The 12,940-nt window shown below is 46.6% G+C and carries 15 protein-coding genes and 1 pseudogene; 4 read left to right on the forward strand and 12 right to left on the reverse strand.

Annotated features, from left to right (window positions below; all coding sequences use genetic code 11):
• Positions 1-116: 116 nt before the first annotated feature.
• Positions 117-1,559 (forward strand): GMC oxidoreductase, encoded by a 1,443-nt coding sequence (locus L1N85_RS08660; protein WP_235237154.1) that lies wholly within the window; start codon positions 117-119, stop codon positions 1,557-1,559.
• 328 nt (positions 1,560-1,887) lie between these two features.
• Here L1N85_RS08660 and L1N85_RS08665 read toward each other — a convergent pair whose 3' ends face one another.
• From L1N85_RS08665 to L1N85_RS08675, 3 genes are read right to left on the reverse strand one after another with little or no spacing between them, the layout of a single operon-like run.
• Positions 1,888-2,067 carry a hypothetical protein gene (locus tag L1N85_RS08665; RefSeq protein ID WP_235237155.1) on the reverse strand — a complete coding sequence of 60 codons (180 nt, stop codon included), beginning with the start codon at positions 2,065-2,067 and terminating at the stop codon, positions 1,888-1,890.
• Positions 2,064-2,474, reverse strand: a complete 411-nt coding sequence (locus L1N85_RS08670) for a hypothetical protein (protein WP_235237156.1) — start codon at positions 2,472-2,474, stop codon at positions 2,064-2,066. Before L1N85_RS08670 ends, L1N85_RS08665 begins: the two co-directional genes overlap by 4 nt.
• A 23-nt stretch (positions 2,475-2,497) precedes the next feature.
• Positions 2,498-3,343, reverse strand: a complete 846-nt coding sequence (locus tag L1N85_RS08675) for a helix-turn-helix transcriptional regulator (RefSeq protein ID WP_235237157.1) — start codon at positions 3,341-3,343, stop codon at positions 2,498-2,500.
• 149 nt (positions 3,344-3,492) lie between these two features.
• Between L1N85_RS08675 and L1N85_RS08680 the strand changes: the two genes are divergently transcribed.
• Positions 3,493-5,004: a sulfatase family protein gene (locus tag L1N85_RS08680; protein ID WP_235237158.1), complete on the forward strand. Its 1,512-nt coding sequence runs from the start codon at positions 3,493-3,495 to the stop codon at positions 5,002-5,004.
• Positions 5,005-5,121: 117 nt separating this feature from the next.
• On the opposite strand, the pseudogene L1N85_RS08685 reads toward L1N85_RS08680, so the two are convergent.
• The 5 genes and pseudogenes from L1N85_RS08685 to L1N85_RS08705 form a co-directional block, all read right to left on the reverse strand.
• Positions 5,122-5,367, reverse strand: a pseudogene (locus L1N85_RS08685) (sulfatase/phosphatase domain-containing protein); the annotation flags it as partial.
• A gap of 46 nt (positions 5,368-5,413) precedes the next feature.
• Positions 5,414-6,640, reverse strand: coding sequence for a Gfo/Idh/MocA family protein (locus L1N85_RS08690; protein WP_235237226.1), 1,227 nt, complete (start codon positions 6,638-6,640; stop codon positions 5,414-5,416).
• A 787-nt stretch (positions 6,641-7,427) separates the two neighbouring features.
• On the reverse strand, positions 7,428-7,598 hold the full coding sequence (locus L1N85_RS08695; RefSeq protein WP_235237159.1) for a hypothetical protein: 171 nt from the start codon (positions 7,596-7,598) through the stop codon (positions 7,428-7,430).
• A 216-nt stretch (positions 7,599-7,814) separates the two neighbouring features.
• Positions 7,815-8,129 carry a cupin domain-containing protein gene (locus L1N85_RS08700; protein WP_235237160.1) on the reverse strand — a complete coding sequence of 105 codons (315 nt, stop codon included), beginning with the start codon at positions 8,127-8,129 and terminating at the stop codon, positions 7,815-7,817.
• 276 nt (positions 8,130-8,405) lie between these two features.
• Positions 8,406-9,296, reverse strand: coding sequence for a hypothetical protein (locus tag L1N85_RS08705; RefSeq protein ID WP_235237161.1), 891 nt, complete (start codon positions 9,294-9,296; stop codon positions 8,406-8,408).
• Positions 9,297-9,354: 58 nt separating this feature from the next.
• Between L1N85_RS08705 and L1N85_RS08710 the strand changes: the two genes are divergently transcribed.
• Both L1N85_RS08710 and L1N85_RS08715 read left to right on the forward strand, forming a co-directional pair.
• A complete protein-coding gene (locus tag L1N85_RS08710) occupies positions 9,355-9,618 on the forward strand; it encodes a hypothetical protein (RefSeq protein ID WP_235237162.1) in 264 nt (87 codons plus the stop codon).
• Positions 9,618-9,938 carry a hypothetical protein gene (locus tag L1N85_RS08715; protein ID WP_235237163.1) on the forward strand — a complete coding sequence of 107 codons (321 nt, stop codon included), beginning with the start codon at positions 9,618-9,620 and terminating at the stop codon, positions 9,936-9,938. The genes L1N85_RS08710 and L1N85_RS08715 overlap by 1 nt, the downstream gene beginning before the upstream one ends.
• A 295-nt stretch (positions 9,939-10,233) precedes the next feature.
• Here the strand turns inward: L1N85_RS08715 and L1N85_RS08720 are convergent, their stop codons facing one another.
• The 4 genes from L1N85_RS08720 to L1N85_RS08735 form a co-directional block, all read right to left on the reverse strand.
• On the reverse strand, positions 10,234-10,431 hold the full coding sequence (locus L1N85_RS08720) for a hypothetical protein (protein ID WP_235237164.1): 198 nt from the start codon (positions 10,429-10,431) through the stop codon (positions 10,234-10,236).
• Positions 10,432-10,723: 292 nt separating this feature from the next.
• A complete protein-coding gene (locus tag L1N85_RS08725; protein ID WP_235237165.1) occupies positions 10,724-11,506 on the reverse strand; it encodes a phytanoyl-CoA dioxygenase family protein in 783 nt (260 codons plus the stop codon).
• Between the two features lie 45 nt (positions 11,507-11,551).
• Positions 11,552-11,923 carry a sensory rhodopsin transducer gene (locus tag L1N85_RS08730; protein ID WP_235237166.1) on the reverse strand — a complete coding sequence of 124 codons (372 nt, stop codon included), beginning with the start codon at positions 11,921-11,923 and terminating at the stop codon, positions 11,552-11,554.
• A 119-nt stretch (positions 11,924-12,042) separates the two neighbouring features.
• Positions 12,043-12,924 (reverse strand): helix-turn-helix domain-containing protein, encoded by an 882-nt coding sequence (locus L1N85_RS08735; RefSeq protein ID WP_235237167.1) that lies wholly within the window; start codon positions 12,922-12,924, stop codon positions 12,043-12,045.
• Positions 12,925-12,940: the final 16 nt, after the last annotated feature.

The following is a 12,940-nucleotide window of genomic DNA, read 5'->3' on the forward strand; positions in this document are numbered from 1 at the left end:
TTGCAGGAAGGTCTTTGATGAAAGCCGCGAACTTAGGGCAGAGATTTCAGCATCATAAAGAAGCAATTCTCCGCTTATATTAGATAGATAAGAAATTCATTTAGGGTGTGATTGTTATGTGGGTTTACCCGAATAATTGGATCCCGGACAAATCACTGGAACAAATGGCCAATACGAAATATGATGTTCTGATCGTCGGAAGCGGTGCAGGCGGGGGAGCAACACTGTACCGATTATGCGAACTGTGGAGGAATCAAGGCGCTAAGCGTATCGGTATACTTGAAAAGGGGAATAAGCTATTTCATTCACATGCACTAAATATCCCGACCATGAATGTCAGCCGCATGCGCGATCAATTATGGCCCGATAATTCGACTCACGTGGGGGCGCGTCTCCCCCAATTTCCAGGTGCCAGACAGACGTTTGCGCTCGGCGGCAGGACGTTGTTCTGGAACGCGGGATGCCCTCGTCCTCCTCAGTTCGAAATTCAACAATGGCCTGTCAATTCTGAGGAAATGGATGTATATTTCAGACTCGCGGAGACGATCATGAACGTCACAACTTCTTATGCTCAAGGCTCGTCTATGCAGAAAGTACTTATGAATCGGCTTCATGCAAATCACATTCCTGAAGCAACTGATTTTCCGCTTGCCATTGATATGAGGGGTTCCCGAAAAGGAGAAATTCACTCCAATGCATGGTTCAGTTCTGTCTACTTTCTTGCCTATGCCATGAATGACAGACCGTTCGATCTTGCTTTAAACGCTTACACTACTCGAGTTCTTCTTGAGAATGGAAAGGCCGCTGGCGTTAATGTGATGTCTCCAGACAAGAAAATTCATACCATTCGGGCAAAAAATGTAGTCGTTTCAGCCAGCACGTTGGAAACACCTCGTCTTTTTCTTAATTCTGGCATCCAAGGGCCGGCGATCGGGCGCTTTTTGACCAATCATTCGTTCGTTCTGGGAACGGGCAAAATCAGTCGCAGGTTGTTCTCGGATAATATCGGCAATTTGGCCATTTTGAAGCGGGAAACGCGGCAAGCTCCGTATCAGATTCAAATTTTAGGACCTGATCAATATATTTCATACCAGCAATTTGAAGAAAAGGTACTTCAGGAGGAGTTGGGCGTAGTATTAGTGGCTTTCGGCAGGGTGGAGCCGCGATACGAGAACAAGGTTTACTTGGATCCGTCCGCACGGGATGAATATGGGGTGCCTATGATCCAAGTCAACTTTTCGTACAATGAGAGGGATAATGCGGTAATCAACCAAATGCGTCAGGGAATTATTCAGTCTGCCTCAGCTATGGGAGTGACTTTGGATGGTGGGCCTACCTTGTTGCCTCCGGGAAGCGACCTTCATGAATCCTGCACATCCCGGATGGGCAATGACCCGGCTACTTCCTCTACTGACCGTTTTGGCCAAATTCACGATGTTTCCGGCCTTTATGTGGCCGATAACAGTGTTCTGCCTACTCTTGCTGCGGCTAATCCGACTCTTTCCACCATCGCTCTTGCGATAAGAACGGCTGATCATATTGTTCGGCAGAGCGGCTGATAGGAACAACATGTTTCCAGGATACGCTTAACATATCTCATGCCTCGAGGTTATCGTTTAGTTGGATATCGACATAAATATATCCATCATCAATCCTTCAGATGTAGTTGCCAATATCAGGGTTCGATGACGTTTACGTGAAAGCCCGTACGTACAGGGTACTCGTCATATCGGGGAACTTTATATAAATAGCCATCGTATCCATAGGATTCAACTCCTTCGAATGCATTTCAAATAAAGTTCCAAATATGTATTCAGAAAAGCGGCTCCCGCCGGCGCCCCCTCATCTTCGAGGGTCGTCAGCGGAAGCCGCTTTTGTCTCTGCTTATTATTGAAACGCTTTATCGTACAGGTTCTTCAGAATATGCGCCATTTCGGCGCGGCTGTTTTCCCAGTAAACGGTACTTTTTTTCATTCCAAGAAAATGAACATAGTCTTGCTTAAGCTGGGCCTGCTTGAACCATTCCGATTGACGGGAAGCCTCTTCAAATTCCTCCAAATTACTCAAGTAAGTATACGAAGCTTCATCCTTGAAAAAAAATTGATGGATAATACATTTTTTGATACCGATGATTTATGCTTGCTTAATATTTTGTACATTCCGTTAATATTCGTCTGGCGCTCGGCTAAAGAAGTTTTATCTATTAACGTTACTGTGGAAAGCACGTCAGGGTCCATTCCGACGGAAGCAAATATGCCAACCATTTTATTTATTTCTTGTTTTGTTGAATAGGCCAGTGTCTGGGAGGTTTGAATCGTACGTTCCGTCGCTTGTTGGAGCAAGTCCTGTTTGTACATGCGCAATACAATCGCGCTGATGACCATAATCGGAATAATGACAATAATAATGAAAAAAAGACGTAATATTGTAGATAGTTTCATCCCGCTGATTTTTGCCATAATAGCTGCTTTCACCGAATTCCCCCTTCCAATTGCAGTCAAGCACGATAACCGCTCGGTGAGATGCCGTAATAACGCTTGAAGCTTCTTGTAAAGGCGTAAAGCTCTGTATAGCCTGTCGTTAAAGCAATCTCGGTTACGCTCAGGGCCGTCTCTCTAAGTAATCGCGCACCCGTCTCCATTCTCAGTCTTTGCAAGTACTGTGATGGCGAAAATCCGAATTGCCGAGTGAAGGCAAAGCTGAAATGGGAGCGATGAATACCGACCATATGCGCCAAATCTGATACATGAATGTCTTCTGCAAAATGCAACTCCATATACTTCTTCGCCAGATGCGCCCAATCGCCCTGAGACCCTGGTAAAGCATCCGTTTCCCCCCTTGCCCTTGCACTTAGCTTCCAGAAAAGCTGGTATAGCAGACTCTGCGCATGGTAGCAGTAAGCCGACTGCTTAAATAGCTGGGACAATAGCTGCTTTAGGAGGGCTCTAGCCCCCGTATTTAACAGTGTTTTAGCGTAATCGCTCTCCCTCGTTATTCCCATCCCCGCAAGAATCAACGGTGTTTGCTCTCCATCCAGCGCGAGCCAGATCATTTCCAGAGCCGGACCGTCTCCCGATGCCGTTTGATAGGTATATAACTTCCCCGGGAACAAGCAAAACAAATCGCCCCCCTCCAATTCTACGGAAGAACTGCCGCTGCTCACTCTGACTCTCCCGTTCAACACAAAATGAAGACCGTATTGTCCGATCATTTTTGGACCGACCACATAATTCGGTTTCGCCCGATTTCGTCCGGCTCGAACGATCCAGCAGCCGCCAGCTGCCTGAACGGAGGACGGAAAAGCATACCAACAGTCCGAATACTCGATAGGAAGCTCTTTCATAACCGTATCTCCCTCCGATTATCAATGTCAACACACCGATCTTACCCGACAAAATGACAAATGACAACACAACATTCAAGCATTCCAACGCAACGAATATAATCTTATTATTAAAGAGGATTAAATACTTATAGAAGGAATTGATCTGAATGAAAAAACCAAACATTTTGCTCATTACGAGCGACCAACAGCACTGGGATACGATCGGCGCGTTTAACCAAGAGCTGAATACCCCAAATCTTGATCGGCTCGTTAACGAGGGCACTGCCTTTACTAGAGCCTATTGTCCAAATCCGACGTGTACGCCAACACGGGCTTCCATCATTACGGGGATGTATCCGAGCCAGCATGGGGCTTGGACGCTTGGCACGAAGCTGCTGGAGGACAGGCATACGGTTGGAGAAGATTTCGCAAAGGGCGGGTATCAGACAGCTCTTGTCGGAAAAGCCCATTTTCAGCCGCTTCGCGGGAACGACGAATACCCTTCGCTCGAAGCCTATCCCCTCTTGCAGGATCTGGCGTTCTGGAAGGACTTTCATGGACCGTTTTATGGCTTCGACCATGTAGAGCTGGCGCGCAACCATACGAATGAAGCCCATGTTGGACAGCATTATGCTTTGTGGATGGAGGAGAAGGGCTGCTCGAATTGGCGGGATTATTACCTTCCTTCTACCGGTACCATGGATCGCTCCACCCTTCATAAGTGGCCGATTCCCGAGGAATATCATTATAACACCTGGATCTCGGAGCGCAGCAACGCCCTCTTAGAGCAATACAAGCAAAGCGGAGAAAACTTCTTTCTCTGGTCAAGCTTCTTTGACCCTCACCCTCCTTATCTGGTGCCCGAACCTTGGGACACGATGTATGATCCCGAGAAGCTTACTATTCCCACGCTCACGCCAGGCGAGCACGAGAAAAATCCGCCTCATTTCGCTATGACTCAGATGGAACAGCCTGATTTTTCTCATTTGCTGGAAAGCGGCTTTGGCATCCATGGGTATCATTCGCATACCGGTCTGCCTGAGAGTGAACGAAAGAAGCTGGTCGCCACTTATTACGGCATGATAAGCTGTATGGACAAATATATCGGCCGGATTCTCGACAAACTGGAGGAGCTTGGGCTGGCGGACAACACGATCGTTGTATTCACGACGGACCACGGCCACTTTTTCGGTCAGCACGGCCTGCAGTACAAGGGCGGCTTCCATTATGAGGATCTCATCAAGCTCCCTTTTATCGTCCGTTATCCGGGACATGTGCCGGCAGGCGTTCAATCCTCCGCCATCCAGTCCTTGGTGGACCTTGCGCCGACCTTCCTTTCCTTGTCCGGCCTGCCTGTTCCGTCAGCAATGACCGGTGTAGATCAAAGCGAAGTATGGCGCGGGCAAAAAAGCGAGGCAAGAGACCATGCCGTATGCGAGTTCCGTCATGAACCGACAACGATTCATCAGAAAACGTATGTGAATGAACGATATAAAATCACAGTTTACTACAATCAAACGTACGGCGAGCTGTTTGATCTTCAGGAGGATCCCGGTGAAGTGAATAATCTTTGGGACGATCCTGGCAGCGCGGTGTTAAAGTCGGATCTTTTCTTAAGGTACATTTGGGCGGAGCTCGGCAAAGAGCCGCTTGCTATGCCAAGAATTCATCACGCATAAGTGCAGCAACATGCACAGAAAGAGCAGCCTTCAGATAAGGCTGCTTTATTCCCTCTATTTATTTTTATGTGAAGTCCTTAAAGCTGCCGCCCTCTCTTCTTCCCAGTGAGACGGGTCCTAACTGTCCACAGCCCGTAACAGGCATGTACACCCCATCCTTGTCCGGGTGGATGTATATCTGTACAGCTCTTTTTCCATGATGTTTACGATGTTCTCATAATCAGGGTCGTCATAAACGTTTATCATTTCATAGGGATCCTTCTTCAAATTGAACAATTCCCACTCCGGCGTCTTCGGCTCGTCGATCGATCCCGACGTTCCTAAGGCGTCCGCGTAATAGTAAATCAGCTTGTATTGGTCCGTCCGTACGCCATGTCTTCATGTACGATCATCCCCGCTTCCTTGTATGCTAGCGATTAATCCATTTTCCATTCGTGAAGTCAGGTATAGCAACCGGTTGTCCGCCCATTGCGATCGAATCTTCAGACAAAGCAGAAATGCACATCCAAGAAGCCATGTCATATACATCAATAGGCGTTTGCGTACCCTTCTTTACACTTTCAAAGAAGTCTGAGAATACAAGCCAATCCATGCCGTCATGGCCTCCCTTTACGCCTTCTTCTACATATTTTTTCCAAATGGGATGCTCGTATTGTTCTCTAAATTGTTCAACATTCCCCCATTGCTCTTTCCATGAATCGTGAAAATCATCATGCTGTCCATCTATAAAAACAGAACGATTGTCCTCGAAATACATGCCCTTTGTCCCTCTTATCGTAAACCCTCTTGAATAATATCTTGGCAATGTCGTATCGAGTGTAATCGTAATCGTCTCTCCGTGTGCACATTTTATAATAGTTGTAACAATATCGCCTTGCATAAACTCCGTATTTGCTAATTCGTCAGCTTCACCATTTTCATTCTTTATATATTCGCGTAAACCTTTTGCCTTAGAAGCCATTGAGACAAGAGATACCATTCTATTTCCATGATTGATATTGAGAATCCGTGCTATAGGTCCGATTTCATGGGTTGGATAATTCTCGCAATTTCTGTGGATATAATTATTTAATCGATAATGTCGATTTTCTTTACCGTTAGAAATCTCCTTTCTCAAATCATGATGATAGCCTCCTGAGGCATGCACGATCTCACCCAATATGCCTTTCTTCACCATATTTAGAACCATAAGCTCATCTCTTCCATAGCAGCAATTTTCCATTATCATGCATGGTACTTTGGTTCTTTCATACGCTTCTACCAATCTCCAGCACTCTTGAATAGAATACGCTCCGCCTACTTCACTGGCCACGTATTTTCCTGCCTCCATAGAAGCAACTGCAATTTCTATATGGTCGGTCCAAGATGCGCCAATCACAACGGCATCAATATCCGCAATAGCCAAAAGCTCCGTATACTGCTTCGTAACGAATGGACGAATTTCTCGCGCTTGTTCAATCATTGCCGCTGCGTCTTCACATCTATTCTCATATAAATCGCATACTGCCGCAACCTCTACATCCTCCATGTTCAAAATGATGCCTTTCAACAGCCCCATGCCGCGGGCACCTAGTCCTATCATTCCAATCCTTACCTTCTCTTTCATCATAGCCTCCCATGAATTTATCGCATCCATCAAAGCAGGAGCTCCCTCTTAGCTAATTCAGCTATATTGAATAACGATGAAGAACATTTGATAATAGCTATATAATAAATGAATTTTCATGATATTTATTTAGCTGCAAAAGTGATTATTTGGACAATTCCGTTATGAAATTGCAAACGCATAACAAGGAGCACAAACTAGCTTCATTAATGTAACCGCTGTTCAATTTCTTTTACCCAAGCAGGTCGAGAGGCAGCACGATATTTAATCGCATTACGTTCATAGTAACGTCACATAGTCCCCATCTTAGTGAGAGGACGGAGACTATTTATGCTTATCGGCCTCTTTCCTGCAGCCTCAGGGAGATGATTTCCGAACTTTTTGGCGTACAAATCTCTGACTCACTCTAGTACCGGCGCTTTCCATTGTTGCGATTTGCTTGGTATATTTTTTAGCAGACTCTTTGGCGCCATCCCCAACTCTTTGGCCATTCGAATCTCGGTTTCACTGAGCCCGCAACGCTTCTTCGCTTCGGTTCAAACGGCATCTTTCGCGGATTTATTCACAATAAAGCCTCCTCTAATCCCGGCAATGCGCTGTTCCCATTGGTCATCCATAAGTTTCCCACCTATTCTACGATTCAATATCAACAAGGACGAAACGATAAGCCGACAATTACTTCGCCTTACTTACCCAGAACTTCGAATGATCCCCAAAGTGTATGTTGATTTCGCCCTCAACCTTGTCGCCTTCCAGCATTTTAATCCATCCAGTTCCGCAATTACGATCGCCTTCATCAAAACCATCCCAAGTAAACTCATAGCGTACCCCTCCCAGTGCTCTCTTTGATGGAGGCAAGGACACCTTCAAACTGTTTCTGGTCGCTGCTGCTGTTGCTCATTTTGAGCCCAACAATGATACCTTGGTCTTCGTCCACAGCGATCTGGGGATTGTATCCTTGGATGACGCCTTGAGTTTTGGTATCCATGATCCGAGACTCCTTCATCGTAACCTGAAGCCGGCGGTCGGATGGCCCAGTACGGGCGGCTGCACTTCAGTCGTTGCCTTCATTTTCTCATAAAGGAACCGGACCTTGAAGGTGCGCTAGCAGCTGGTTTAGTTTAGAAAATAAAAAGAGCAGCTGCCGCGGCTAACTGCTCCTCTTTTTAAACTGGTTGACTTGGGATGAATCCGTCCTGCCTTGCTATTCGATTAAATCCTGCCTGAGCGGAGTGAAAGTGTCCAGCAGCTTGCTCTTCTGAAGGGCGCGGCAGCCATGCTCGGCAAGGCTCGGAATGTAGATCGTCTCTCCCGCCGAAATGACGGCTTTCTCTCCGTTGACCGTAAATTCCAGCTTCCCTTCCAAACAGTAAGAAAGCTGCTCATGCACATGACTGTGCAAATAACCTTCCGCTCCTTCCTCAAAATGAACCTCCATCATCATAATCGTCTGGCCCGGAGTAAATATTTTCCGTTTTATGCCCGGTTCAGCATTTTCCCATACGTTCAATCTGCCCATTGCAGCGTCCTCCCCTTCTATTTTATTTATAGTCATTCGCTTTTACCTATACGTACTGAGTTTTGTTTTCGCGCCTGATAGATGACAGAACATACCCATTTGAAGCAGATAGCTTGAGTTTTGAATGATCGAAAACAGGAGAGAGCAGTTATCAATAGTCTTTAAAATGATCCAAGCATTCAAATTCCTCTTTTGAGCCGCACTGGCAAATATACGCCATCCTGCTTCCATATACCCGATATTCGCAACCAATCAGGCGGTCGTTATACGGCACCATCACATCGCTGCACCATATCGCTGCGTACCCGCCATCCTTTTGTCCAAACAGCCATTGCCCATCCTGTAAAACTGAATCAAATTTGCTGGCCGGAAAAAACAGATGGGTAAATGCAATAGGATGATCTTCCCCAATGTCATAAATGGCGCCAAGCAAATTGCCCTGTTGTTTGATTGCCGGCATGATGCCGTTCCCGTACCAATAGCCTGGGCGCATGCCGCAATCGTCAAACATCTCCCCGGATGGTTGGTAAACACTACCGTATCGTTATCGAGCGCAGCGTACCACATATGCTGCTGATAACTATGCACCCCCGGTTCAAAGTGAGATGTTCCGTGAAATCGCTCGTTAAAGGATTTGATATAAGAATTGGATTCAACGTCGGCGGAATCGTCAAAGCCGCTATTTTCCCAGAACGAAGGATTCTCGTCGTATCTCGGCGACTGTACCGAGGTCAGCATATAATCCTGCTGCTTTTTAAGCTTAACCCAAGCGTTTCCGGTCTGATACTCCATCTCCAAGGGCTCGTCCATAAGACTTGCATAATGATGCGGCAGCCGGTACTTGCTGTTCATTAAAAAGACCATCCATTCGCTGTTTCCGACCGGAGTCTCGGCATTTAGCAGATGGATCAAGAACTGGGCGGACTGGGTAAACGGCAGAATGACGGAACGGTATATCCTCGCCTGCGGCGCAATGATGGAGCCTCTGAAGGTATGGCAGGCAAATGATTTCAGCATCTGATCGATCAACCGGGCAGCCCTTGCGGATTCTTCTTCCTCCATGTAGTCAACGACATTTAATAAAGCGCCAAATGTTACTGACCTTGGAAATCGTTTATCCGGATATTGGTTGCCCGCCAACACCTCGAACTCAAACGAATGCCCCATTTCAACGTAAGGCACCGTTGTTTGTGGTATAATAAGCAAAAGCGAGGAGGTAACTCATATGCAAATCAAAATCGAAGGTTTCGATGGAAAAATGCTCGATGTTAGGCAAATGGATCAGGATACCTTTATCTTCCGCATAGATAATCAAGAATATAAAATTTTGATAACTGAAGATCGTCACGGCGAAAACGATAAAATAACAGATGCGATCTTCTCTAACGATGAAATTTTGATGCAACTGCATGGTTCTGAAATGGAATCGGATGAGGATCTGATCATGAGCAAAGACGAATTTTTGAAAGTTATTAGAGAAGCACAATAATGGCAAATAACGATAACGGGTATCTTGTTGGTTGGAGAAGAACCGCAACCAAGGGATTAGCAAAAATCTTCAATGTAGACCACGAAAGGGTTTACGACGCTTCAATTTCAGTTCTCTCAAGACCTTACAAAAATTCTATGGGTGTAGCGAATTACCCTAACTTCAAATTTAACGGGTTTCATTGGACTGAAATAGGAAATGTGATTGTTGTTTATAAAATCAATGATGAAAAAAAGTTAGTATCTATCCAAGCTGCCTTCTCAGCAGTTACCGGATTTGCAATGAAACGCTTTTATGGCGAATACGATCCGATGGATTAACCCCTAATACAGAGTCCACAAAGCTTGTATGGTAAGTCCTTGGAATTCATTTCATCTTCCAGTTCGCGAAGATTCGTGGAACACAGCTTAGGATGCTAAGGTGTAATAGGTCTGTTGCGGTTGAGTATTGGAGGAGTGTCTAATGAAGAACACCAATTTGCCGAGTGAATGACGTTCTTGGTGGTCGTCGACTTTGAGTTCCAAGTGTTAATATTCAGGACAAAACCTTGTGGATTTTGTTTTCGCCAATCCAAGTATCGTTTAGTATCCTCTTCCTTTTCAAAATGAATTATGGTCATAGACCGCATCCTTCTCTTTTAATCCCATTGCTCCCTGAATCATTTACTGGTACTATCTCACCATCTGGATATTCCTTTACAATCTGACCGTCACTTTTCTTATATACAATGTAAGTCCCGTTTGCTTTGGCATCCAGCATTGCCCGCTCACCTGTAAGCTTGATTAATTTTTGCAATTCTTGAATACGAAACATGAGATTTCACCGTCCATCCCGTTTGCAATCCTGCCAATATTATAGCATAATTGCTTTCGTTAAAATACAAAACCGGCTCCCATTGAGCCGGTTTTGTTATGGGATGTTAACGTCTGCTAAACCTCCACAAACCTCTTTTCGCGATACTTGCCCACTTTCTCTAGCCGCACCCTGAATTGAATCACGTAGGTTTTACGTCTGACTTTGTTCATATCATCTTGACGATATACGCCACAAGCCGATGTTGAAATGCTTCTATTGAGGTTCTAGAGAATGGCTTCACCCCCCTCCTTTACGCCAATTTCGGGAATGTCCCGCCTCGCAGCAAGTCTCCCTGCTTCAGACCCAAACCGTCCGTGCATGCATGGGGCGCGCCGCTGTATGTCGTACCTTCCGCCATGTAAATCATGGCCAGCACCCGGCGGGGAAGATCCGTTTGGTTGGCATGCGCATAATGGAAAGTAAGTCCATCGTGGAAGGTACAGCTGCCTGCTTTCATCCTCACGATTGCGGCCGTGTTGCGATCCAGCCCGGATGCGCCTTCATCGTTGAAAATATCATGCGGCTGGACCAGATCGACGTGCCTTAAGTTCATAATCTTCTGGGATTTCGGCACGAACATCATACAACCGTTGTTTACGTCCACATCGTCAAGGGCGATCCAGATCGATAAAGCGCCTGTCTCGTTCATCGGCCAGTAAGGGTGGTCTTGATGCCAAGGCGTCGGTTTGGAATCCTTAGGCATCTTAAATAGCGCGTGGTCATGGAACAAACGGATTCCATCGAAGCCGGTAAGCTGCTTCGCCGCATCGGCAAACCGGCGGGAGAGTACGAATCTGGCCATCCCGCCGTGGTCTCGCCACGTATTTACGCGTTGATTAAGCACCTTATAGTAAGCGTTTCCTTGCCCGGATGTTTGCAAAGACTTGCCGTCTTGTACGCCCATCGTTTCTCCGAGGTGGCAGCGCAGCTCTTCCAATTCCTCATCAGATAAAATGTTGTCGATTTGGACGAAACCATTGTCACGATAATATCGAATTTGCTCCTTGGTTACGTTCACGGCCGTATCCAACATTCCGATCCCTCCTGTCCGGAATTTCAACGAACGGTACCCTATTGATTATTTTATCGGATATGCCATCACCGACATCAACGCGTTCTCCGCCTGGGTCGCATCAAGCCTGCTGTACTGTACGACGACCGGAATATCGCTTGTCACTTCAATAGCGTAGGGAATACCGACCGGAATCGGTTCACCGTTCTTAAGCAAAGAATTCGTTCGGATATGATTCGTTCGCCTTGGCGGAACGACAACCACAATATCCTCCAACGGATCACGGTCCTCAAAATAAATCGTCAACCGCACAGATGCTTCTTCGGAGGAACAGTTCAGCACGCATACCGACTCATGACTGACCAGCGCTCCTGAGCTTATTTCCGGTATGTACCCGTCCGGAATAAACCAATGCTTTTCTCCTCTTGCCTCGTACATGTACGACACCCTTTCATTCATGGAATCAATGCTGCCGATACGTGTTTGGCACCTTTTAAAAGCTGCCTTCGCATCCATTCATTGCCGACAATCGCATCGCCGTTTCGCGTCACCCTTTCCTAATGTCCCGTACGGTACTGGCGCGGCGAGCATCCCGCGTGCCGCGTAAACAGCCTGCTGAAAAATGAAGGGTCTTCGTAGCCAACCATCGTTGCCACGGAGATTACTTTCTCGTCCGACTCGAGCAGCAGCCGCTTCGCGCGTTCGATTCGGATTTCGTGCAGCACGTCGAATATACTCTTGTTGAACTCCTCCCTCATCATACGGTTCAACTGCCGGGTGCTGACGTTGAACAACCCGGAGAGGGATTGCAGCGTAATCTTCTTATCGAAATTACGTTCCAAATAACCGTAAATCCGTTTGGCTGTCATTTCACGGTCCAACTGACGCGGGGAGGAATAGCTTCGTTGATGCTGCATAAAGGCGTAATATCGGGAGAGCAGTACGAGCAGCTCGATCATCTGCAGTCTGATCAGCGTGGTATGACCTAATCCGCAGCAGCCGATTTCCCTGATCATGCTCTCAAGCAGCATAAGGACGGAAGCCGCATCCTGCCCGTGCAAATTAAGGTGGTGATTGAAACGAATGTCGTGCTTTAGGAACGGGTGAACGTAGAAATAGTCCATCGATCCCGTAATTCCGAGTTCACTCAGCAGGGCATCAGGAATAAAAGAAGGCATAAACAAGCAGTTGATGATCTCCATATTCGCGCCCGGCTCCACAAAATAAGCATGCGTTTCACCGGGATTGATAATAAACACGTCTCCCGCGTGAATGTCATACTCGGTACCCAGGAAGATATGAACACCTTTCCCGCGCACGACATAGACAAGCTCGACGAACTCATGGCCATGCTCGGCGAGTGATCCTTGTTCCGTCCGCGTAATCCAAAAAGGAAACTCATCCTTCATATACCGATTGCTTCCGTAAATTTCCTGCACCCGTTCTTCACCTCCC

The sequence above is a fragment of the Paenibacillus alkaliterrae genome, assembly GCF_021532375.1.
GTDB lineage: Bacteria > Bacillota > Bacilli > Paenibacillales > Paenibacillaceae > Pristimantibacillus > Pristimantibacillus alkaliterrae.